The sequence below is a fragment of the Caldimonas brevitalea genome (assembly GCF_001017435.1).
In the GTDB taxonomy this organism is placed as follows: domain Bacteria; phylum Pseudomonadota; class Gammaproteobacteria; order Burkholderiales; family Burkholderiaceae_C; genus Caldimonas; species Caldimonas brevitalea.
Genome location: NZ_CP011371.1, coordinates 1,103,189 through 1,125,842, shown reverse-complemented (window position 1 = coordinate 1,125,842; position 22,654 = coordinate 1,103,189). Strand labels below are relative to the sequence as shown.

Below are 22,654 nucleotides of genomic sequence, written 5' to 3'. Positions count from 1 at the left end.
GGAGGCAAAAAAATGACCCACCCACAGGGAGCGGGCGGGTCACGCTCCGGCGACGCCTTACTTCTTGGCGTAGCTTTCCATCGGGTTGTCGTTGGGGTTGGCGATCGCCGCCTTCAACGCCGCGCCCATCGGCACGTTGGGGTTGGTGTTGCGCGGCGGGATCGGCGACTGGAACCACTTCTTGTACATCTTCTCGAAGTCGCCGCTCTTCATCATCGCGCGGATCTGGTCGTCGACCGCCTTCTTGAAGGCCGGGTCGTCCTTGCGGAACATGATCGCGATCGGCTCGACCGACAGCGCTTCACCGGCCACCTTGAAGTCGGCCGGGTTCTTCGAGTTGGCGATGTTGCCGGCCAGGATGTAGTCGTCCATCACGAAGGCGTCGGCGCGGCCCGATTCGAGGATCAGGAAGGAGTCGGCGTGGTCCTTGCCGAAGACCTCCTTGAAGTCGAGGCCGGCGGCGCGCTCGTGCTTGCGCAGATGCTGCACCGAGGTGGTCCCGGTGGTGGTGACCACCGTCTTGCCGTTCAGCTTGGCGATGGAGTCGATGCCCGACTTCGCATTCACCGCCATGCGCACCTCGGTGACGAAGGTGGTCAGCGCGAAGGCGACCTGTTGCTGGCGCGCCTGGTTGTTGGTGGTCGAGCCGCACTCGATGTCGACGGTGCCGTTCTGCACCAGCGGGATGCGGTTCTGCGACGTGACCGGGATGTACTCGACGCTCAGCGTCTCGAGCTTCAGGTCGCGGCGGATGTTGTTGATGATGGTCTCGCACAGGTTCACATGGAAACCTGCGTACTTGCCGCCGCCCACGGTATAGGACAGCACGCCCGAGGAGTCGCGCACTCCCATCACGACCTTGCCGGTCTCCTTGATCTTCTTCAGCGTGTCGGCTTGCGCCGCGCCTGCGGCCAGCAGGGCTGCGGCCAGGACGAGCAGAGGCTTCTTCATAAAGGCTCCTAAGGGTTTGAGCAATGACCGGAAAGGTCACCGGAGGAACGGGATTTTAGGGACCGCGCCGACCGCGGCGCTACGCACTTTCCGCTGAAACGGCAGGCGATGCGACGTGGCCCCGGTCATCGGCCCCGCAGGCGGTGGCCAAATGCGCCGCGAGTGCCACCGGCAGCGGGGTCGGCCGTGGCAGGAGGAGCCGCGGACGAGAGGCGCATAAGTGGCGCCGACCCGTCGGCAGGGCAAGCAGGACATCCATGAGACCACAAGACGGCAAGGTCAATATCGGCGCGAACTGTAGGGGTATAGCAATTGGGAGGCCAATGCTGTTTGCAGGAGACCCTATGCAAGTTTCGCATGAATGCTAAGGGTAATTACCCAATGCCGGCGCGGCCTGGAGAGCTGCAGTGAGCGCGAGCCTACACCACACGCCACCGCGCGGGGCCGTCGGCCGGGCGCGTTCTGCACCGCCGTGAAGCGCTACCGCGCCCGTTGTTGCCCCATGTAATGCCCTGCTTTGGTTCCCGGCGACTGCCGGCCGAGCGGCAGTTCACGCAGGGCCGGCAGGGCCGGCCCGGGGCGTGCGCCTCACGCTCGCTACGGTCGTCGGCCGCGCCCGCCTCAGAACGGGACCTGGTCGGTCGGGTACCGCCAGAAGTCGCGCAGCAGGTAGTTCATCGGCAGGTTGAGCGTGACGTTGCGCGGCGGGATGGGCCGCTGGAACCAGCGCTCGTAGACGGTGTGCAACTCGCGGCTCTGGATCAGCCGCTTCATTTCGTCGTCGATGATCTTCTTGAATTCGGCGTCGTCGCGCGACAGCATGATGGCCAGCGGCTCGATGGTCAGGAACTTGCCGACCACCTTCAGCTTGCTCGGATCGGGGCGGCTGGCGGCCAGCCCGTAAAGCAGCACGTCGTCCATCGCGAAACCGTCGGCTTCGCCCTTCTCGACCATCTCGACCGCCTTGGCATGGTCGGGCGCTTCGAGCAAGGAAATGCGCATCATGCGTTCCTGGTTGGCCTGATCCACCGCCTTCAACGGCGTGGTGCCCTTGGTCGACACCAAACGCTTGCCTTCGAACTGCGGCAGGTCTTCGATCTGGCTGTCGGCGCGCACCAGGTAACGGGCCCCGGTGATGTAGTGGGGCACGGTGAAAGCCACGGTCTTGCGGCGTTCGGCGTTGTTGGTGGTCGAACCGCATTCGAGGTCGGCCTTGCCTTCGGCGACCAGCTGCACCCGGTTGGCCGGCGTCGCCATCACGAAGGCCGGCTCCAGCGCCTTCAACTCGAGCTTCTTGCGCACCGCCTCCACCAGCCGCAAACAGATGTCGACGGCGTAACCAACCGGCTTGCGGTCAGCGTCGAGGTAGGAGAACGGGACCGACGATTCGCGGTGAGCGATCTGCACCTTCCCGCTCGCGCGGATGCGCTCGATGACCGGCCCGGCGTGGGCCGGCGCACTGTGCAGCATCACCACGCTGCCGATCCAAACAGACACGCCGATCGCACGCGACCATGCACTCTTGAACATGGAAGTACTCCCTCACCCACAACCCATCGATGCCCCCGCTGCCTGCCATCGCCGGGCGGGAGTCGGCCCCTGCTCCTAGCGGGAACCTTGCTGCGCGTCCCGCGGTGGCGGGCGCGTCGGCAGTCTCTGCGATTGCAGTGCCACTGACGAGGGAGGTTTTGGCGTTTCCTGCCACTTTTTACAGGATCGGGCGCAGATCCTGCGGCGTGAGCTTGAGGATGAGCAGAATTTCGGCGGCCACACGGCCACACGGCCACACGGCCACACGGCGCCTACCGACGCGTTCTCCAAGCAGCGGTTCAACGCGGCTCGGCCGCGCCGGTCTGGGCGCTCGAGGCCGCCCGTGCGGCGACGTACTCGGCCGTCAGCAGCTGCCGCACGTCGGGCTCCTCGAGCAAGCGACCCTGCTCGGTGTCGAGCGACACCAGCCGCCAACGTTCGGCCGTACGTTGTGGATACAGCAGCAGCGGCCGTCCCTGCACGCTGCCCAGTTGCAGCCACGACAACACCTGCGCCAGGCGTTGAGGGCAGGTGCCCGGTGTGCCGGGCGCACACATGGCGTCGAGGTGTGCCGGCTGTCCCGGGCGCAGTTCGCGCAGGCGCTGGGTCAGCTGCCCGCCGAGCCGAGGCCGGTTGTGGCGCAGCGGCTGCACGTCGGCGACGGGCAGCAGGGTCAGCGAGGCGCCAAGGTCGAGCCCGTCACGGGCGCTGTAGAGCGCGCGCACGTCGGCCGGCAGTTCTGCGCCGCTGCGCTGCGCCAGGGCGGCCAACGCCGGCTCGGACGCGCCTTGTACACCGGGGCGCCGGTCGAGGCGCAGCGCCAGTTGCGTGATGTCTTGTGGTGCGATGTCTCGGTCCAGGCTGTCGGCACCCGACGCCCGCCGTGCCCCGTCCAGCAGGCCCGCCTCGGCAGCACTGCGCAATGACGGCGCCAATACGCACAACGGCAGCAGCAGCGCCAGATAGGCGGCCGCCAACGCCCAGGCCCGACCGCGCGGTAGCCGAGGCCGGCGTTTGAGCGCCGTGAGCAAGCGGTCGACGCAAGGCAGGCGCCAAGCCAGCGGCACCCGCGTCGGCAGCGCACGCTCGAGCTGCTGGAAGGCAAGACGGGCGAGCGCACCGGCGTCGGTCGGCTGCGCCCGACGCGCGGCGAGGTACACGGCGCGCTGCAAGCGCAGCTGCCACCACATGGCGGGCCAGCGCAGCAGCGCTGCCGTCGCCACGATCGCCAGCGCCGCGCCGACCGGCAGGCCCACCGCCCAGCACCAGCCGAACAAGCCAGCCGTGGCGGCGACTTCGACGGCCCAGCGCCACCGAGCGCGGCGCGACGGCAGCACCGCGGCGAGCAGGTGAGCGCCGGCGAGCGACGGCAGGGGCAGCCAGCACAAGCCGTTGACGATCAACAGCCACCAGGCCAGCTGCTGCAGCGCCGAGCCGTCGTCGACGAGCGCCCACAGGACGGCGCCGACCAACAGGCCGGGGCCCGGCCCGGCGAGTGCCAGCAGCGCGCGGCGGCGCGGGCCAGCTCGGCTGGCCGGGTCCAGGCCGGGGCCGCCCAGTGGCGACATCGACACCCGGGTGCGGTGCAGACCGAAGGTCCACAACGTGGCATAGCGGGCTCCGTGGTGCAGGGCGAGCACGGCCAGCAGCATCCACGCGTGCGAGGCCCCCCAGGTCAGCGCAACGCACAGCAGTCCCAGCAGCACGCCGCCACCGAACAAGGCCCATTGCAGCGGTGCGATGGCCGCTGCCTTCGGACGCGCCTTGGCCGCGACGAACATCGCGACCGCGCGTTCCAGCGGTGTATTGCGCTTCAGGCCTGCGGCGTTCGGTTCGGCCTCCCGCAAGGCCGCCTCGAAGCGCCGCAGCGCCGCCAGTTGGCGCATCAGCACGGCGGGCAGCCGCCGCGGCGACACGCACTGCATGTCGCCATCCAAACGGCACCAGCCCTCGCTTCGCCACATCTCGAGCACACGGTTTTCGTGCTCGGCCAAGCGCGCCTCGATCTCGGCCGCATCACCCCACGGCAGGAAATCAGGCAGGCCCTCGGCCTGCATCGAGGCCCACTGGTCCTCATATTGCGCGGTGACCGAGACATAGGCATCGCCCGCCAGCCGGAGCCAGCGCGGCTCGGCCGGGAACGGCGCGCCGGGCTGGTTGGTGGTGGCGACCACCAGCCCCTCGTGCACCTGTCCGAACAACGACAAGCGCGGCAAATTGGGGCGAGCCGGATCGGGCGGGGGCTCGAGCTGGGCCAGCATCGGCAGCTGGCGATGGCGCCAGATCCGCAGCGGCTGCCACGGCCCCAGCCCACGGGGTGTGGCGCGGACATCGGCCGCGTGCGAGAAGACGAAGCCCAAGCGGGTCAACTCGGCTTCGAACGGCGCCAGCGCATCGTCGACCGCACGGTGGGGACGCAACGGCGCCGGCCGGCGTTCCACGCCGGTCGGCCAGCGCAGCAGTGCCACCTGCTGCAGCCGCCACAACACCCAGGCCCCGGCCACCGCGATGATGACCGACGCCAGCAGGCCGAAGCCCATGCTCGCATTCCTCCGGGGCCAGGCCCCGCACTGTCGTTGGATAGGTTGTAAAGGGCCAGGCCGGACCGGTCGCCCGTGGGCCGCAAACGGCCCTGGATGCAACGCCCGGTTGATGTCCGACGCTGCGGTACAGGATTATGGACAGCGGCCGTGTCGGTCCGGCCGCAGCACGCCACGAGAGCCGCTCAAGCGTGACGTGTTTCGCGCAGGTAGTCCCACAGCGCCTGCACGCCGGGACGGACATGCTTGGCCGCTTCGGGGCGCTCGCGGTAGACGCGCACGTCCATCGTGACTTCGAACGACCCGGCCGGCGCCGCCAGCACCAGGCGTTTGGCGCGCAGTTCCTTCTTGACCGAACTGGCTGGCAGGAAGGCAAGGCCGTGGCCTTCCAGTGCCATCGCCTTCAAGCCTTCGGCCATGTCGGTTTCGTAGATCGATTCGAGACTGAGCGGCATCGGGGAGCGTTTGATGATCAGGTCGACCAGGCGGCCGAGATACGCCCCCGAGGCGTAGCTGAGGAACGGCACCCGCTCTCCCTGCCGCCCGGGGAGCCTGAACATCGGCTGGCCGTCGGGCCCCGCCTTGGCATAAGGCGCCAAGGTTTCCTGGCCCAGGCTGAGCATCTCGTAGCGCTCCGGGTTCAACTGCAGCGGCTGCGATGCATGGTGATAAGCGATCAGCAGGTCGCAACTGCCTTCGGCCAGACGCATCACGGCATCGTGTACGTTGAGCGCGATCAGCCGGCTCTTCACGGCGCCGAAGCTCTTGCGCAGACTGGTGACCCAATGCGGAAAGAAAGTGAACGCCAACGTGTGCGGCACGGCGAACTCGATCATGTCCTGCCCGGCCGAGCGGTGGCCGCGCATCATGTTGCGGGTCGCCTGCAGGCTGCCCAGGATTTCGAGCGCCTGCGCGAGAAAGGTCTCGCCCGCCGGCGTGAGCCGGGTCGGGTACGACGATCGGTCGACCAGGTCGAGGCCGACCCAGCCTTCGAGCGCCTGGATACGGCGCGAGAACGCCGGCTGCGTCACATGACGCAATTGCGCCGAGCGCGAGAAGCTGCGCGTCTCGGCCAGGCTGACGAAGTCTTCGAGCCACTTGGTTTCCACGAGGGCGGAGTGTAGCGACGCCCGACAGGCCTGCGAGTGCGGGCTTGTGCGTAGACAGACGTGGCAACCCGTGCAACAAGTCGCTTGCATCAACGGCAATGGCAACAGAAGGCGCTAGGATGCCGCGTCGCGCCCGATCCCCCGAGCGCCGTCCCCCATTCAAGGAGTTAGCACGTGTCCGACCTGAAAGCGCGCTTCGACCAAGCCGTGGCCGAATCGAAGTCCCTGCCCGAAAAACCCGACAACATGACCTTGCTGAAGATCTATGCGCTCTTCAAACAGGCGAGCAGCGGCGACGTCGAAGGCGACCGCCCTGGCATGACCGACTTCGTCGGCCGCGCCAAATGGGACGCGTGGAATGCGCTCAAGGGCAAGTCCAACGAACAGGCAATGCAGGACTACATCGACCTGATCGAATCGCTCAAATAAGGCAGTTGCACCGGGCGCCGCCTTGCGCCCGGTGGCCGCCGCCTTCCGAACCCAGCAAGCGGATAACGATCTGATCGCAAAGCGGCGGTGTCATCGCGGGGTCTGCGCCACGGCCGGCGCGCCCAAAGCCTTGCGGCGTTCGTCGCGTGGCGCATCCGCCAGGCGTTTCACCTCGTCATAAAAGCGCTCGAAGTCGCGTCCCTGCGCCTCGAACAAGCGCTCGAACGCCGGCACCAGTTCGTTGTAGGCGGCGAGCACGCCGAGCGAGGCATTGTTGGCCCGCTCGAACCAGCCGTCGTAGCCGGCGTAGCCGTCCCAGCGGCTGCGCTTGAGTTCCTGATGTTCGGCGCGCATCTCGCGGTACAGCTCGGCCTTGCGCGCGCGCTTGTCCTCGGCCGACAAGGGGCTCGTATAGAGCTCCAGCAAGCGCTGCCGATAGCGCAGCGTCAGCGCCCGGAAGTCCTGCCGACGTGCGTCGTAGCGCTCGTATTCGGCGCGCGCCTCGGCGCTGGCATGCTCGCGCAGCCAACGCTGCCCGCCCAGCCGTTCGACCGCGGTGGCAAACGACTCGTTGAAGGTGGTGTCGCCCTTCGCATAGGCGACCTGGTGCGCCAGCTCATGGAAGATCAAGCGCGCCAGCTCGCCTTCGGGGTAGTGGATGAAGGTGTTGAGCAGCGGGTCGTCGAACCAGCCCAGCGTCGAGTACGCGGGCACACCATAAACGCTCACCTCGTAGCCCTGGGCGCGCAAGGTCTGGGCCTCGGCCTCGGCGCGCTGGCGGTCGAAGTAGCCCCGGTAGCCCACGCAGCCGACCACCGGGAAGCACCAGGTCTTGAGCGTCAGGCCGAGTTCGGGCGCCGCGACGACGTTCCAGACCGCTGCGTTGCGGCCCAGGTCGGCATAGCGCCGGTAGCTGCCGTTGTCGGGCAGCTTCAATTCCGACACCGCGAAGTCGCGCATGCGCTGGCTCACCGCAAGCCGCGTGCGCAAGGTCGGCGGCGTGTCGCGCTGGGCCAGCCACTCGGGCACGGGCCGCGCCTCGTGCAGCATCGACCATTGGCCGCGCACCGACTGCGCGACATAGCCCACCGTGCCGCAGCCCGCCAGGCCCGCTCCCAGCAAGGCGGCCGCAGCAGCGGCGGCCAGCAGTGCAAAACGACCTCCAGCGCGCATCGTTCAGACTCCGCCTGCGGGCGCGTCGGGCGCCACCTCGACCAGCACGTCGTAGAAGCAGGGCGCGCGGCCGATGTCGGTCAGGCGCTGGTGCGTCAGCTGGTTGACGTTGGTGCCGTCGACGCCGAACTTCCGCCACCAGATGCCCAGGCCGTTGACCACACCCGGCCGTGCCCGCGTCGACACCCGCGCGGTGCAGCGGTGCACACCGCGGTCGTTGAACACGCGCACCGGTTGCCCGTCGGCGATGCGGCGTGCGGCAGCGTCTTCGGGGTGGATCTCCAGCAGCGGCTCGCCTTCGATGTCGCGCAGGCTCTGCACGTTCACGAAAGTCGAATTGAGGAAGTTGCGCGCCGGCGGCGAGATCATCGCGAGCGGGTAGCGCGCCGCCAGCTGCGGGTCGGACGCCGCCGACTCGTAGTTGGGCAGGTAATCGGGGCTGGCGCCGGCGTCCAGCTCACAACGGCCCGACGGGGTCAGGAAGCCGCCGTTGGCGAACGGGGCCTCGGGCAGCGGCAACTTGACCCAGCCGCGTTCGCGCAGCGCGCCGAGATCGACGTCGCGCGCAAAGGCTTGCGCCGCCACCGCTTCGTCGCTGTCCTGCAGGCAAGGGTGGTCGAGACCCATGCGCGCCGCCAGCTCTCGAAAGATCTGCGTGTTGGGCTTGGCCTCACCCAGCGGCGCCACCGCCGGCTCGTTCAGCAGGGCATAGGTGTGGCCGTAGCTGGTGTGCACGTCCAGGTGTTCGAGCTGCGTGGTGGCCGGCAGCACGTAGTCGGCATGGTCGGCGGTGTCGGTCTGGAAGTGTTCCAGCACGACCGTGAACAGGTCTTCGCGCCGGAAGCCCTGCACCACCTTGGCTGACTCGGGGGCCACCGCGACCGGGTTGCTGTTGTAGACGATCAGCGCCTCGACCTTGGGGCCGAAAGCCGGCGCAGCGTCGCGCAGCAGGTCGTCGCCGATGGTGCTCATGTTGAGCGTGCGGGGCTGGCGCCCGGCCAGCAGGTCGGGTCGCTGCAGCGCGGCGCGGTCGACCGGGAACCAGCCGGAGGCCGACAGCAGCAGCCCGCCGGCGCGGTGGCGCCAGGCGCCGGTCAGGCAGGGCAGCGCGGCGATCAGGCGCACGGCATTGCCGCCACCACGCACCCGCTGCATGCCGTAGTTGAGGCGGATGGCGGCCGGGCGTGTGGTCGCGTAGTCGCGCGCCAGCTGCCGCACCGTCTCGGCGTCGATGCCGCAGACCTCGGCCACCCGGTGCGGCGGCCACTGCAGCGCACGCGCGCGCAACGCAGGCCAATCGGCCGTATGGCGCTCGATGTAGTCGTGATCCAGCCAGTCGTGGCACACCAGCTCGTGGATCAAACCGAGCGCGAGGGCGCCGTCGGTGCCGGGCAGCAGCGCGATGTGCTGATGGCATTTGTCGGCGGTGTCGGTCCTGCGGGGGTCGATGCACACCAGTTTGGCGCCGGCGCGCTTGGCCTGCTGGACCAGCGTCCAGAAGTGCAGGTTGGACGCGATCGAATTGGTGCCCCACAGCAGGATCAGCCGGCTCTCGGCGAAGTGCTCGACGTGCATGCCGACCTTGCCGCCGTAGCTGAGCGTCAGCGCCTCGCTGCCGGCGCTCGCGCAGATGGTGCGGTCGAGCCGGGAAGCGCCGAGCGCATGGAAAAATCGCGCCGCGATGCTTTCCCCCTGCACCAGCCCCATCGTGCCGGCGTAGCTGTACGGCAGGATCGCCTCCGGGTTGCGTGCGGCGATCGCACTCAAACGTGCCGCGATGTCGTCCAGCGCCTCGTCCCAGCTGACCCGCTCGAAGCGGCCACTGCCCTTGGGGCCGACGCGGCGCAGCGGATGCAGCAGGCGTTCGGCATGGTAGGTGCGCTCGGGGTATCGAGACACCTTCTGACACAACGCACCGTGCGTCGGGGGATGGTCCGGATCGCCCTGCACTTTCACCGCCCGGCCGTCTTCCACGGTGACGCGGATGGCGCAGGTGTCGGGGCAGTCGTGGGGACAGGCGGCTCGCACGGTGCGATGACCGGCGAGCGAGGGCCGGTCGACGGCGGGAACGATGGGCACAAACATGGGTCGGACTCGGCGGTGAACGGGGCGATGGACTCGCGCGACAGCGCCATTCTTCCATGGGCGGGCCGGGCCGGCTCGTGCGGCGTTGGCGCGCTGCTGCAAGCAGGGCTAAACTGGCCGTGTCCCTGCCGCCGCGGCATGTTCGAGCGCCTCCCCGGCCGTTTGCCTGCCCGTCCTCGCGGCCCTCCCCCGGAGTCCACCCGATGCAGTTGATCGAATCCATCCTGGCCCACAGCGGCAGCGTCGCGGCGCTGCGGCGTGATCTCCATGCGCACCCCGAGCTGTGCTTCGAGGAGCAGCGGACCTCCGACGTGATCGCACGCGCCTTGAACGACTGGGGCATCCCGGTGCACCGCGGCCTGGCCAAGACCGGCCTGGTGGGCGTCGTGAAGCACGGTGACTCCCCGCGCGCGATCGGCCTGCGCGCCGACATCGACGCGCTGCCGGTCACCGAGCACAACCACTTCGCCCACGCGAGCCGACACCCCGGCAAGATGCACGCCTGCGGCCACGACGGCCACACCGCCATCTTGCTGGCGGCCGCCCGGCACCTGGCGCAGCACCGCTCGTTCGACGGTACCGTCTATTTGATCTTCCAGCCGGCCGAAGAAGGCGGCGGCGGCGCGCGCGAGATGATCCGCGAAGGCCTGTTCGACCGTTTTCCGATGGAGGCGGTGTTCGGCATGCACAACTGGCCGGGCCTTGCGGTGGGTCAGTTCGCGATCAACAACGGCCCCTGCTTCGCGTCGAGCAACGAGTTCCGCATCGTGATCCGCGGCAAGGGCGCGCATGCGGCGATGCCGCACAACGGCATCGACCCGGTGCCGGTGGCGTGCCAGATGGTGCAGGCCTTCCAGACCGTGATCACACGCAACAAGCGACCGATCGACGCCGGCGTGATCTCGGTGACGATGATCCACACGGGCGAGGCCACCAACGTCGTGCCCGACAGCTGCGAGATCCAGGGCACGGTGCGCACCTTCACGCTCGACGTGCTCGACATGATCGAGCGCCGCATGCAGGAGATCGCGACCCACACCGCCGCCGCCTTCGGTTGCGAATGCGAGTTCGAGTTCTCGCGCAACTACCCGCCCACCATCAACCATGCCCAAGAGAGCGCGTTCGTGCGCCGTGTGATGGCCGACGTGGTGGGCGCCGACAACGTGCTCGAGTTCGAACCGACCATGGGCGCCGAGGACTTCAGCTACTTCCTGCAGGAGAAACCGGGCGCCTATTTTGTGATCGGCAACGGCGATGGCGCCCACCGCGAGGGCGGCCACGGCATGGGGCCGTGCATGCTGCACAACCCGAGCTACGACTTCAACGACGATTTGATCCCGCTCGGCGCGACGTTGTGGGTGCGCCTGGCCGAGGCATGGCTCAACACCCCCCGATGACGGCGCCAGGCGACGCCATGGCAGCCGGCGACGACTCCCCTTTTTCCCAGAGCTATGCGCAAGCGCGCCAGAAGTTCTGGCGCGCGTGTGAAGACCATCGGCTCGATGTCGAGCAGCACGTGCACCCGATGCTGGGCCGCGACGGCGAGGTGTTGGCGCTCGACGTCTGCCGCGAAGGCCCGCCCGACGCGCGCCAGGTGTTCATCCTGAGCAGCGGCTGCCACGGCGTCGAAGGTTATGCCGGCTCCGGTATCCAGGTCGCGATGCTACGCGATGCCGAGTGGCATGCGGCGGTGCGCGAGAGCGGCGTGGCGGTGCTGTATCTGCACGCGCTCAACCCTTATGGCTTTTCATGGGCACGCCGGGTCACGCACGAGAACATCGACCTCAACCGCAACTTCATCGACTTCTCGGCACCGCTGCCGCGCAACGACGACTACGACAGCCTGCACGCATTCCTGGTGCCGCGCGAGTGGCCGCCCTCACCCGAGGTCGAGCAACGACTCGCGGCCTATGCGGCCGAGCACGGCATGGCGGCCTTTCAGTCGGCCGTCTCGCGCGGGCAGTACACGCACGAAGACGGCATGTTCTTCGGTGGCCACAACCCGAGCTGGAGCAACCAGACCCTGCGGCACGTGCTGCGCGAGCACAACCGCCACACGCAAGACCTGGCCTGGGTCGACCTGCACACCGGCCTCGGGCCGGTGGGCTACGGCGAGCGTATCTTCGCGTCGCACGAGGACACCGAGGCCCTCGCCCGCACCCGCGCCTGGTGGGGGCCTGCGGTGACGTCCACCTATGAAGGCACGTCGACCTCGGCGATGCTGACCGGGGCCCTGTGGATCTCGGCGTTCGAGGAATGCCCGCAAGCGCGCTATACCGGCATCGCGCTCGAGTACGGCACGGTGCCGTTGCAAGACATGCTCAACGCAGTGCGGGCCGAGCACTGGCTCGACAACCACCCCGAAACACCGCCTGCGCAGGCGGCCACAATCAAACGCCAGCTGCACGACGCCTTCTTCGTCGACACCGACGACTGGCGGGCGAGCCTGGTCGAACAGGCACGCGAGGCGAGCCTGCAGGCCTTGCGCGGGCTGACCGGAAAGTCGTCTTGATGAGCGAGCCTGCGTTGCTGCACTGGACCGACGGCGAGCAAACCGGGTCGGCACGCTGGCGCTCGGAAGCCGGGGTGCCCCCGCCCAAGCGGGTGGTGTTGGCCGACGACCGCATGACCGCCGACGCGGCCTACCGCCACGCCTGCGAAGGCACGGCCCTGCTGTGGCGGGGCGACTTCCAGAACGCCCGCCAGCTGCTGCAGGCGCTGGCGCGCCGCGCCGACCGCAAACCCCGCAAGGCGGCCGCGACGCCGACCGAGGCCTTCCACCTGCATCGCCAGGCACAGGCGCAACGCGCCCGCACGCTCGGCATGTTGCTGATCCCCTTCGACGCTGACCACAGCATCCCCTTGCGCCGGGCGCCGGACGTCCAGCAGGCCTGCCTGGAAGCCTACGGCCCGGCGCAAGAAGCCTATGTCGCGTCGCTGCGGGAACTGCTGGGCTTGATCGGGGCGCACGAGTGGCGCAAGAAGGGCGTCGAGATTCCCGCCTTGCGCGGCCGTATCCATCCGCACTACGGCGTGTTCTCGCCGGTGCGCGGCGAGTACGTCGACCTGGTGGCCCGCGCGCCCTTGCCGGCCGGCGACCTGGCCTTCGACATCGGCACCGGCACCGGTGTGCTGGCCGCGGTGCTGGCGCGCCGTGGTGTCGCGCGCGTGGTCGCGACCGACCAGGACCCGCGCGCCCTCGCCTGCGCCCGCGACAACCTCGAACGGCTGGGCCTCGCCGCCCGCGTCGAACTGGTGCAGGCCGATCTGTTCCCCGACGGACGCGCCCACCTGCTGGTGTGCAACCCGCCGTGGGTGCCGGCGCGGCCGAGTTCGCCGCTGGAGCATGCGGTCTACGATCCGGATGGCCGCATGCTGCGCGGTTTCCTCGACGGCGCAGCGGCGCATCTCGCGCCCGGCGGCGAAGCCTGGCTGGTGCTGTCCGATCTCGCCGAGCACCTCGGCCTGCGCTCGCGCGAGGAGTTGCTGGCCGCCTTCGAGCGAGCCGGCTTGCGGGTCGTCGCCAGGCTGGATATACGGCCGCGCCACCCCCGCGCGACCGACACGTCCGACCCGCTGCATGCGGCGCGGTCAAAAGAAGTCACGTCGCTGTGGCGGCTGGCGGCCGTCGGCGCTTAGCGTCCCCTACCGCATCAACTCCTGCGCCACCGCGCCCAGCGGCACGGTTCTCTCGACTGCACCGCGGCGGATGGCCTCCTTGGGCATCCCGAACACCACACAGCTGGCTTCGTCCTGCGCCAGGGTGCGCGCGCCCGCCTGTCGCATCTCGAGCAGACCCGCCGCGCCGTCGTCGCCCATGCCGGTCATGATGACCCCCAGGGCATTGGCCCCGGCGCAGCGGGCGACCGAACGGAACAGCACGTCGACCGAGGGGCGATGCCGGTTGACCAGGGGGCCGTCGAGCACCTCCACCCTGTACTGGGCACCGCTGCGCCTGAGCACCATGTGCCGGCCGCCGGGGGCGATCAGCGCGCGGCCCGGCAACACCCGGTCGCCGGTCTCCGCCTCTTTCACCTCCACCCGGCTGAGGCTGTCCAGGCGCTGCGCGAAGGCGGCCGTGAATTTCTCGGGCATGTGCTGCACCACGACGATCCCGGGCGCGGTGGCAGGCAGTGCCGTCAGCACTTCCTCCAGCGCCTGGGTGCCGCCGGTGGAGGTGCCGATGGCGACCACACGCTCGGTGGTCTCGGTCATCGCGCGCTGATGGCTGGCCGGCAGGATCACGTCGGCGTTGTGCTTCTCGACCACCACCACCGGCGCCTGCGGCCGACGCACCAGGCGTGACACGTTGGCCCGCGCGGCGGCGCGCACCGTCGCCACGAGATCTTGCGACGCGTCCTGCAGAAACTGCTTCAGGCCCAGCTTGGGCTTGGCCACGGTGGCGAAGGCGCCGGCCGCCATCGCTTCGACGGTGGTGCGCGCGCCGGCCTCGGTGAGCGTGGAGCAAATCACCACCGGGAGCGGCTGCTCCTGCATCAGCAAACGCAGGAAGGTGATGCCGTCCATGCGGGGCATCTCCACGTCGAGCACGATCACGTCCGGCCGCTGCAGCTTCATGCGCTGCATCGCCAGCAGCGGATCGGCCACGGCATGGGTGACTTCAATGTCCGGCGCCGAGCCGAGCACCTGCGTGAGCACCTGCCGCACGACGGCCGAGTCGTCCACCACCATGACCTTGATACGCTGGCTCATCGCGCGCCTTTCGAGACCGGAGCACGGCGGCTCCAGACGGAGCCGTCGGAAAGATCGAACACGATCTGCCGGTGGCCCACGCCGAACAAGTCCTCGGAGACGATCGCGATGCCGCGCTCGGCGAGCAGCAATCGCGCCGCCTCGCCGTTGTTGCGCCCGATGTCCGCCGACATCGGCCCTGCATGCCGGGGGAACATGCTGCCGCCGCCGAACAGCTTCGCCTCGCACTCCCGCGGCACGACGCCGCGGCGTGACAGCTCGCGGACCATCCAATCCAGCGCCTCGTCGCCGTAGCGGCCGTCCAGCTCGGCGCCCCGGGGTGTGGCACGCCGGGGCAGCAAAAAGTGCGACATCGCGCCGATGCGCCGGAGCGGATGCCACAGGGTGACGGCGACACACGAGCCGAGCAGCGTCCGGGCGCGCTGCGGGGCCGTTGCGATGAAGACCTCACCGGGCTGTACCGTGACGTCTTTCAAAGCAGGTCGCGAATTAGGCATGGCCGGGCTTGCGGTAGATCGAGGGCACGACGGCTTGCAGCCCGGTTTGCAGGTCGTTCAAGCTCTCCGAGTGACCGATGCACAAATAGCCGCCGGGCTTCAACACCGACGCCACGCGTGCCACCACCTGCCGCTTGGTCTCGCCGTTGAAGTAGATCATTACGTTGCGCAGGAAGATCACATCGAACATGCCGATCTGCGGCAGCGCGGTGTTCAGGTTCACCTGGCCGAACTTCACCTTGCTACGCAGCCCGCGCTGCACCAGCAGGGTGCCGTCTTGTTCTCCGAAGCCCTTGAGGCAGAACCGCTTCAGGTAAGGCTCCGGCACCTGGCGCGCCCGCTCCATCGGGTAGTGTCCGGTGCGTGCGCGCTGCAACACGCGCTGGCTGATGTCGGAACCGAACACCTCCCACGGCAGGTTGGGCATCGTGTCGGCCAGCACCATCGCCATGCTGTACGCCTCTTCCCCGCTGGAACTGGCAGCGCTCCAGACGTGCAGCGGGCGGGACTGGGCCGCCGCTTCCATCGCGACGCTGCGCAGCAACTCGAAGTGCTTCGGCTCCCGAAAGAAATAGGTTTCGTTGGTGGTCAGCAGGTCGATTGCCGTCTGAACCTCGTCGCCGGCGTCGCCGCTGGTCAGGAAGCTGAAGTAGGCAGCGAAGCTGTCGAGGCTCCGCGCCTTCACGCGCTTGGCCAACCGGCCGGCCACCAGCGTCTTCTTCGCGGACGACATGTGGATGCCGGCCGATTCGAAGATGAAACGCTGGAAGCAGCCGAACTCCTTGTCCGTGAGCGTCGGGTACATCAGGCGCGGCCGTCAGAAGTTGGCAAACGAGCCTTCATCCAGCGCATGTGCGCCGTTGAGGCCGGGGTTGTGGGAGACGACGCGGTGGGGCGCGGGCGCCACCACCCTGTTCCGCTGCGCCCCCGCTCGTGCCACCGCCGATTTGCTCGGTGCGGCGGCCGAGGCGTGCGGCGCACGGCTGCCCGAAACGGCCGCCAGCTTGAAGAAGCCCATGGTCTGCTGCAGCTGTTGGGCCTGGCTGCTCATCTCCTCGGCCGTGGCGGCCAGCTCCTCGGAGCTGGACGCGTTCTGCTGCGTGGTCTGGCTCAGCTGGCTGACCGCGGCGTTGATCTGCCCGACACCCGACGACTGTTCCTGCGACGCCGCGGTGATCTCCTGCACCAGCTCCGAGGTCTTGCGGATGGTCGGCACGATCTCGTCGAGCAGCTGGCCGGCCTTCTCGGCCAGTTCCACGCTGCTGGAGGCCACGGTGCCGATCTCTTGCGCCGCCACCTGGCTGCGTTCGGCCAGCTTGCGCACCTCGGCCGCCACCACCGCGAAGCCCTTGCCGTGCTCGCCGGCACGTGCGGCTTCGATCGCCGCGTTCAGCGCCAGCAGATTGGTCTGGTAGGCGATGTCGTCGATGATGCCGATCTTCTGCGCGATCTGCTTCATCGCGCTGACCGTCGCATTCACCGCCTCGCCGCCCTCACCGGCCTCGGAAGCCGCCTTGGTGGCCATGCCGTCGGTGACCTTGGCGTTTTCGGTGTTCTGTGCGATCGACGCGGTCATCTGCTCGATCGACGCGCTGGTCTCCTCCACGCCGGCGGCCTGCTCGCTGGCCGCCTGCGACAGCGATTGCGCCGTCGCGCTCACCTCTTCGGATGCGCCCGCCAGCGCCTCGGCGCTGCCATTGACCTCGGTCACCACCTGCGACAGCCGCGCGACACACTCGTTGATATGCGCCTTCATCTCGCCGAAAGCACCTTCGTAGTGCTGGTCGATCGTCTGTGTCAGGTCGCCCTCGGCCATCGCGCGCATCACGCGGCGCACATCGTCGAGGCTGTCGCCGGTGGTCGCCATCAGCCGGTTCAGGCCGTCGCCCATTTCATGCTGAAAGCCGCGCAGGTCGCGCAGTTCCATGCGCACGCTGAAATCGCCCTGGTTGGCCGCGTCGAGCGCACGGCGCTGCCCGTCGATCACCATCCGCAGCCGCGTCACCATCTGCTGCACGGCGCCCAGCAGGTTATCTTGGCCGTTGCCGGTCGTCTTGACGTCGATGTCGATCTCACCGTCGGCCACGCGGCGCAGCACGTCGGCCGCATAGGCCGGCTCACCGCCCAGCACGCGCAGCAGGCTGCGGCTGATCAGGTAGCCGGCACCGGCGGCGATCAGGATCGCGGCGACGGCCAGCATCAGGAGCAGCTTGCGCGTTTCCTCGTAGCTCGCCGCCGCCACCTTGGCTTGGGCGTCCATCTGTTCGATCTGCAACACCACCAACTCGTGCAGCGCATGTTCGAACGCCGTGTTCGCGGGCAGCACTTCGGTCCTCAGATACTCCGCCGCCTTCGTCCGGTCCGTTTTGGCGAGGGAGAAGAACGGGTCGTACTTCCGTTCCATCACGCCTTGCTTCGCGAGGATCTCCTTCAGCAGCGCCAGCCCGCGCTCGCTCTTCACCGTCTTTTCGAGCTCGGCGATGAGTTCTTCGTCGCGCGAGCGATTGCGCTCGATGCCTCGCTTGAGTTGTTCGACTTCGGCATCGCTGCTCGCCAGCAGGATGCTGGGCAGCGCGCGCCCGTTGTCGACGGTGTTGCGCGTGATCTCGGTCGCCTCGATCACCTTGGGCACCCGATCCTTCACGACGATCTCCAGGCCGTGGTTGATCGCTTCCAACTTGGTCAGGCCGAGGAAGGACATGAGCGCCAGCAGGGCGATCACGAGGCCGAAGCCGATCGCCAGGCGGGTGGCGACTTTGAGATTGTTGAACATGGGAATCTACTTCGAGTAGTACGGGGCAGAACTGGGCCGACCCGTGATGGTTCAGGTCAGGGCGACGGCCGGCTCATGTGCCGCGCCGGCGCGCCCGATCAGTTCGTCGGCAATGGCCAGCACCGTGTCGACGTCGAGCAGGATCACGAACTTGCCGCGCACCTTGCCCATGCCGGCGATGAAGTCGGTGCGGATGCGGGCGCCGAAGGTCGGTGCTGGCTCGATGTCGGCCGGCGCGATCTCGAGCACCTCGTTGACCACATCCACCACCACGCCCACCACTTGGCGCTCGTCCTCGCCTTGCACCTCGACGATGACGATGCAGGTGCGCTTGGTCACCTCGGAGCTGCGGCGGCCCAGGCGCGCCTGCAGATCGATCACCGGCACCACGGCGCCGCGCAGGTTGATCACGCCGCGCACGCACTCGGGCATCATCGGCACGGTCGTCAGACCCTGGTATTCGATGATCTCCTTGATCGACAGAATGCCGATGGCGAACGCCTCGCCGCCCAGCATGAAGGTGAGGTACTGGGCCGGCTCGGCCACGGTGGGAGAGACGCTGGCAGCGCTGCGCTGCGTCGCGATAAGGTCCGTCATCTGGGAACTCCTGGGGTAGACGGGGTGCCGATCAGAACTTGCCGAATTGCGACTCGTCGGGCTCGCCGGCGAAGGCCATGGCGCCGGACAGGCGAGGCGCGGCTGCCGCGCCTGCAGGCCGGTTCTTGAGCTTGGCTTTCGGTGCCGTCGCCTCGGGCCTGCGAGCCGACGCGGCGACCATCGCCACCGGCGTCGCGCTCAGTCGGAAGAAGCCCATGGTCTGCTGCAGCTGCTGGGCCTGGCTGCTCATCTCCTCGGCCGTGGCGGCCAGCTCCTCCGAGCTGGACGCGTTCTGCTGCGTGGTCTGGCTCAGCTGGCTGACCGCGGCGTTGATCTGGCCAACACCCGACGACTGTTCCTGCGACGCCGCGGTGATCTCCTGCACCAGCTCGGAGGTCTTGCGGATGGTCGGCACGATCTCGTCGAGCAGCTGGCCGGCCTTCTCGGCCAGCTCCACGCTGCTGGAGGCCACGGTGCCGATCTCTTGCGCCGCCACCTGGCTGCGTTCGGCCAGCTTGCGCACCTCGGCCGCCACCACCGCGAAGCCCTTGCCGTGCTCGCCGGCACGTGCGGCTTCGATCGCCGCGTTCAGCGCCAGCAGATTGGTCTGGTAGGCGATGTCGTCGATGATGCCGATCTTCTGCGCGATCTGCTTCATCGCGCTGACCGTCGCATTCACCGCCTCGCCGCCCTCACCGGCCTCGGAAGCCGCCTTGGTGGCCATGCCGTCGGTGACCTTGGCGTTTTCGGTGTTCTGAGCAATCGATGCGGTCATCTGCTCGATCGACGCGCTGGTCTCCTCCACGCCCGCGGCCTGCTCGCTGGCCGCCTGCGACAGCGCTTGCGCCGTCGCGCTCACCTCTTCGGATGCACCCGCCAGCGCCTCGGCGCTGCCATTGACCTCGGTCACCACCTGCGACAGCCGCGCCACCATGTGCTGCATCGCCTGCAGCAGCTGGCCGGTCTCGTCCTTCGATGTGGCGTCGATCTTCACGGTCAGGTCGCCGTCGGCCAGCCGGTTGGCCACATCGACCGCCTTGTTCAGCGGCTTGCTGATGCCGCGGCTGATGAGCACGCCCAACAGGATGCCGCCGGTGAGCGCCGCCAGGATGGTGCCGATCATCAGTGTGCGGCTCTGCTCGTACAGCGCGATCGCGTCTTCCGCCGCCTGCTTGGCCCGGTCTTCCTTGCGCTTGCCGAGCTCGGACATCAGTTCGTCCATCGCGCTGGCCTTGCTCAGGAGGGACTCGACCTGTTTGGCCATCGCTTCATCACGTTCCTGCAGCTTGCGTTCACCGACGGCGGTCAGCACCGTATGCAGTTCACGCTCGTACTGCTCCCACGTGGCTGCGAAGCTGGCGAAGATCTGCTTGGCGCGTTCGGTGTCGAACAGCGGCTTGGCCTTCTCGATGTTCTCCTTCAGCAGGGCCGAGGTCTTTTTGATCCCCTCGAGCTGCTTGGCGCGCTCCTCCTGCGTCGTCGCGAGTTGGTAGCTGGCTCGCATGCGGCCGATGTAGATGAGTTGGACGTTGGCTTCCTTGATGTACGACAGGCCCATCAGCTCCGTCGAGTACATGTGGTCGGCCTTTTCGTTGAGCTTGGCGGCGTTGCTGATGCCGACCGCGCCGACGATGGCGCTCGCAGCGGCGACGACCAGGAAGGCGGCCGTGAGTCGCACACCGATCTTGAGGTTGCTGAGCATGGGGTTTCCTTTGGGAGCTTGGGCCGGAAAGTGAAAGTGGGGAGGTGGCGTGATGGCGTCAAACGACTTCGGTCTGCGCCTGCCACCTTTGTTGTTGGGTCTGCGCCATCAGCGCCGGCACGTCGAGAATCAGCGCCACCTCGCCGCTGCCGAGGATGCTGGAGCCGCTGACGCCCTGAACCTGGCCGAACATCTTGGCCATCGGCTTGATCACCGTCTGGGCCTGCCCCAGCAAGGTGTCGACGACGATGCCGAAGCGCTGGGAGGCGTGCTTGACCACCACGATGTTGCGCCGTGCGCAGGGCGTCTGTGGCAAGCCGAACAGCTCGGCCAGCCGAATGAAGGGCAGCACCTCGCCGCGCAGGTTGGTGTAGTCGTGCTCGCCGTCGACCGTGTACTCGATGCACTCGTCCACCATCTCCAGCGGCAGCACGAACACCGACTTGCCGACGGCGACCTGGAAGCCGTTGATGATGGCCAGGGTGAGCGGCAGCCGCACCGACACCGTCGTGCCGTGGCCCGGGCGACTGGCGACGTGTACGCTGCCGCGCAGCGCTTCGATGTTGCGCTTGACCACGTCCATGCCGACACCACGCCCGGACAGGTTGGTGACCCGCTCGGCGGTCGAGAAACCGGCCTCGAAGATCAGGGCGTAGACCTCGGCATCGCTCAGGCTCCTGCCGGCCTCGACCAGGCCGCGCTCGATACCTTTGGCGAGGATGCGCTCACGGTCGAGGCCGCGGCCGTCGTCGCTGACCTCGATGACGATCGAGCCGGAATCGTGGAAGGCGTTGAGGCTGACGGTGCCGCGCGCCGGCTTGTGGCGCTCGAGGCGCAGCTCAGGGGCCTCGATGCCATGGTCCATCGCATTGCGCACCAAATGCGTCAGCGGGTCGCCGATCTTCTCGACCAGTGTCTTGTCGAGTTCGGTGTCCTCGCCGCTGATCGACAAGCCGATGTCCTTGCCGAGTTCGCGCGCGACGTCGTGCACCACCCGTTGGAAGCGGTTGAACGTGCCGCCGATCTTCACCATGCGCAAAGACAGCGCGCTGTCGCGCATGTCTTCGATCAAGCTCATCAGGGTGGCGTTGCGTTCCTGCAGTTCCGCATTGCCGTGGCGCCGCGCCGCCATGTTGGCGCCGGCCGCGGCGATGATCAGCTCTCCGACCTGGTTGATCAGGATGTCAAGCTTGGCCGCGTCGACCCGCACGGTCTGGGTCTCGAGCGTCTTGTTTTCCTTGATCTGCTTCTGGCGCGACAGCGCCGCCTCCACCACCTCGACCGGCGCGGCGCCCTGCTCGACCAGGATCTCGCCGAGGCGTTGCTGCTGCGGCGCTTCGAGCTGCGCCTGGCGTTGCAAGGCTTCGTCCAGTTCGTGCAGCGTCACCGAGCCGCAGCGCACCAGGATGTCGCCGAGCCGGGCGGGCTGCTCGGGCAGCTGGCTGATCAACTCGAGGTACTGTTCGACGCGGCTGTTCGGGGGCAGGATGCGCAGCTCGCAGTCTTCCAGCAGGAACTCGAAGACCGACTCGATGGCGGCCTTGTCGGCGGTGGCGCTGCTGAAGGCGATTTCGAAGCCGAGGTAGCAGCTCTCCGGGTCCAGCTCCTCGGCCGGCGGCAAGGCATCGGCGACGGTGGCGATAGCCTCGATGCGGCCGAGCGTGCCGAGATAGCGGATGAAAGACAGCGGGTCGAGCCCGTGGCGCAGCACGTCGCGGCCGAAGCGCAGCGAGATGTGCCAGTGGTCGGGCCTGCCGGTGGTGCGCTGCGCCGGTGCCGCATCGGACAGGGGCGCCGCCGGGCCGTCATTGCCCAGCCCGGCTTGCAACTGGGCCAGCAACGGTGCGCCGAGGGCGCGGCGCTCGGCGTTGCCGTTGCGGTCGCCGGCCGCCACCGCCTCGATCAGCATCGCGATGTGATCGCCGCACGCCAGCATCCGCGTCACCATCTCAGCCGACATCTCGAGCTTGCCGGCGCGGACCTGGTCGAGCACACCCTCGACCACGTGCGTGAAATCGACGATGTCGTCCAAACCGAAGAGACCGGCCGAACCTTTGACGGTGTGGGCCGCGCGGAAGATGGCGTTGACGTGGTCGGGGCTCGGCCCGTCCGAGGCGATGAGCAGCAGGGCCTGCTCCATCTCCTGCAGCAGTTCGCGGCTCTCGGCAACGAAGGTCGGCAGCGCCTGGTCGATGTTCATCGCGCGGCTCCTCGCGGTTCGGTCTGCGCCAACAGCGGATCGCCGAAGTACGCGGTCAGGTCGAGCAGGCCGAAGGCCTCGACGACACAAGGGGTGTGGCCCACCAGGCGCAGTTCGCGATGCAGCGCGACGGCCTGCTGCTTCAACGCGATCAGCAGTTGCACACCGCAGGTGTCGATCTCGGTCACGCCGGACAGGTCCAGTTCGACGTGGGTCGCGCGCTTGAGCAGATCGAAGAGGGCTTGCTTCAGCTCGACGGCGCGGTAGATCGTCAGCTCGCCTTCGAGGCGCAGCGACACCACCGGTTCGGCGCTGTGGGGGTCATGGGACATGGAAGGAGGACTCCGACGCGGAT

The 22,654-nt window shown here is 68.2% G+C and carries 18 protein-coding genes; 4 read left to right on the top strand and 14 right to left on the bottom strand.

All coding sequences use genetic code 11. The annotated features are described in order from the left end of the window. Positions 1-57: 57 nt before the first annotated feature. The 4 genes from AAW51_RS04965 to AAW51_RS04950 form a co-directional block, all read right to left on the bottom strand. A complete protein-coding gene (locus AAW51_RS04965) occupies positions 58-951 on the bottom strand; it encodes an amino acid ABC transporter substrate-binding protein (protein WP_047193711.1) in 894 nt (297 codons plus the stop codon). Positions 952-1,572: 621 nt separating this feature from the next. Next, a complete protein-coding gene (locus AAW51_RS04960) occupies positions 1,573-2,421 on the bottom strand; it encodes an amino acid ABC transporter substrate-binding protein (protein WP_047197433.1) in 849 nt (282 codons plus the stop codon). Between the two features lie 359 nt (positions 2,422-2,780). Beyond that, positions 2,781-5,021 (bottom strand): M50 family metallopeptidase, encoded by a 2,241-nt coding sequence (locus tag AAW51_RS04955; RefSeq protein ID WP_047193710.1) that lies wholly within the window; start codon positions 5,019-5,021, stop codon positions 2,781-2,783. 185 nt (positions 5,022-5,206) lie between these two features. Next, on the bottom strand, positions 5,207-6,130 hold the full coding sequence (locus tag AAW51_RS04950; RefSeq protein WP_047193709.1) for a LysR substrate-binding domain-containing protein: 924 nt from the start codon (positions 6,128-6,130) through the stop codon (positions 5,207-5,209). A 174-nt stretch (positions 6,131-6,304) separates the two neighbouring features. Between AAW51_RS04950 and AAW51_RS04945 the strand changes: the two genes are divergently transcribed. Beyond that, entirely contained in the window at positions 6,305-6,559 is a 255-nt protein-coding gene (locus tag AAW51_RS04945) for an acyl-CoA-binding protein (RefSeq protein ID WP_047193708.1), read from the top strand. Positions 6,560-6,649: 90 nt separating this feature from the next. On the opposite strand, the gene AAW51_RS04940 is transcribed toward AAW51_RS04945, so the two are convergent. Both AAW51_RS04940 and AAW51_RS04935 read right to left on the bottom strand, forming a co-directional pair. Continuing rightward, positions 6,650-7,732: an aminopeptidase gene (locus AAW51_RS04940; protein WP_047193707.1), complete on the bottom strand. Its 1,083-nt coding sequence runs from the start codon at positions 7,730-7,732 to the stop codon at positions 6,650-6,652. Between the two features lie 3 nt (positions 7,733-7,735). Then, positions 7,736-9,817, bottom strand: coding sequence for a molybdopterin-containing oxidoreductase family protein (locus AAW51_RS04935; protein WP_047193706.1), 2,082 nt, complete (start codon positions 9,815-9,817; stop codon positions 7,736-7,738). 203 nt (positions 9,818-10,020) lie between these two features. On the opposite strand from AAW51_RS04935, the gene AAW51_RS04930 reads away from it, so the two are divergent. Genes AAW51_RS04930 through AAW51_RS04920 form a run of 3 tightly spaced genes read left to right on the top strand, consistent with a single transcriptional unit; the run spans position 10,021 to position 13,456 of the window. Beyond that, positions 10,021-11,214 carry a M20 aminoacylase family protein gene (locus AAW51_RS04930; RefSeq protein WP_047193705.1) on the top strand — a complete coding sequence of 398 codons (1,194 nt, stop codon included), beginning with the start codon at positions 10,021-10,023 and terminating at the stop codon, positions 11,212-11,214. Between the two features lie 17 nt (positions 11,215-11,231). Next, complete coding sequence (locus AAW51_RS04925) at positions 11,232-12,329, top strand: M14 family metallopeptidase (protein WP_047193704.1); 1,098 nt, start codon at positions 11,232-11,234, stop codon at positions 12,327-12,329. After that, complete coding sequence (locus tag AAW51_RS04920) at positions 12,329-13,456, top strand: methyltransferase (RefSeq protein ID WP_047193703.1); 1,128 nt, start codon at positions 12,329-12,331, stop codon at positions 13,454-13,456. The genes AAW51_RS04925 and AAW51_RS04920 overlap by 1 nt, the downstream gene beginning before the upstream one ends. A 6-nt stretch (positions 13,457-13,462) precedes the next feature. Here AAW51_RS04920 and AAW51_RS04915 read toward each other — a convergent pair whose 3' ends face one another. Genes AAW51_RS04915 through AAW51_RS04880 form a run of 8 tightly spaced genes read right to left on the bottom strand, consistent with a single transcriptional unit; the run spans position 13,463 to position 22,631 of the window. Continuing rightward, positions 13,463-14,530: a protein-glutamate methylesterase/protein-glutamine glutaminase gene (locus AAW51_RS04915; protein ID WP_047193702.1), complete on the bottom strand. Its 1,068-nt coding sequence runs from the start codon at positions 14,528-14,530 to the stop codon at positions 13,463-13,465. Further along, entirely contained in the window at positions 14,527-15,027 is a 501-nt protein-coding gene (locus AAW51_RS04910; protein WP_047193701.1) for a chemotaxis protein CheD, read from the bottom strand. Before AAW51_RS04910 ends, AAW51_RS04915 begins: the two co-directional genes overlap by 4 nt. Continuing rightward, on the bottom strand, positions 15,020-15,832 hold the full coding sequence (locus tag AAW51_RS04905; RefSeq protein WP_047193700.1) for a CheR family methyltransferase: 813 nt from the start codon (positions 15,830-15,832) through the stop codon (positions 15,020-15,022). Before AAW51_RS04905 ends, AAW51_RS04910 begins: the two co-directional genes overlap by 8 nt. A gap of 12 nt (positions 15,833-15,844) precedes the next feature. Beyond that, positions 15,845-17,800 (bottom strand): HAMP domain-containing methyl-accepting chemotaxis protein, encoded by a 1,956-nt coding sequence (locus AAW51_RS04900; RefSeq protein WP_053013351.1) that lies wholly within the window; start codon positions 17,798-17,800, stop codon positions 15,845-15,847. Between the two features lie 51 nt (positions 17,801-17,851). Then, the gene (locus AAW51_RS04895; protein WP_047193699.1) at positions 17,852-18,397 is read right to left on the bottom strand and encodes a chemotaxis protein CheW; all 546 of its coding nucleotides are present in this window, start codon (positions 18,395-18,397) and stop codon (positions 17,852-17,854) included. A 31-nt stretch (positions 18,398-18,428) separates the two neighbouring features. Further along, the gene (locus tag AAW51_RS04890; RefSeq protein ID WP_047193698.1) at positions 18,429-20,099 is read right to left on the bottom strand and encodes a methyl-accepting chemotaxis protein; all 1,671 of its coding nucleotides are present in this window, start codon (positions 20,097-20,099) and stop codon (positions 18,429-18,431) included. A 58-nt stretch (positions 20,100-20,157) separates the two neighbouring features. Beyond that, positions 20,158-22,299 carry a chemotaxis protein CheA gene (locus AAW51_RS04885; RefSeq protein ID WP_047193697.1) on the bottom strand — a complete coding sequence of 714 codons (2,142 nt, stop codon included), beginning with the start codon at positions 22,297-22,299 and terminating at the stop codon, positions 20,158-20,160. Then, positions 22,296-22,631, bottom strand: coding sequence for an STAS domain-containing protein (locus AAW51_RS04880; protein ID WP_047193696.1), 336 nt, complete (start codon positions 22,629-22,631; stop codon positions 22,296-22,298). The genes AAW51_RS04885 and AAW51_RS04880 overlap by 4 nt, the downstream gene beginning before the upstream one ends. Between the last annotated feature and the right edge of the window lie 23 nt (positions 22,632-22,654).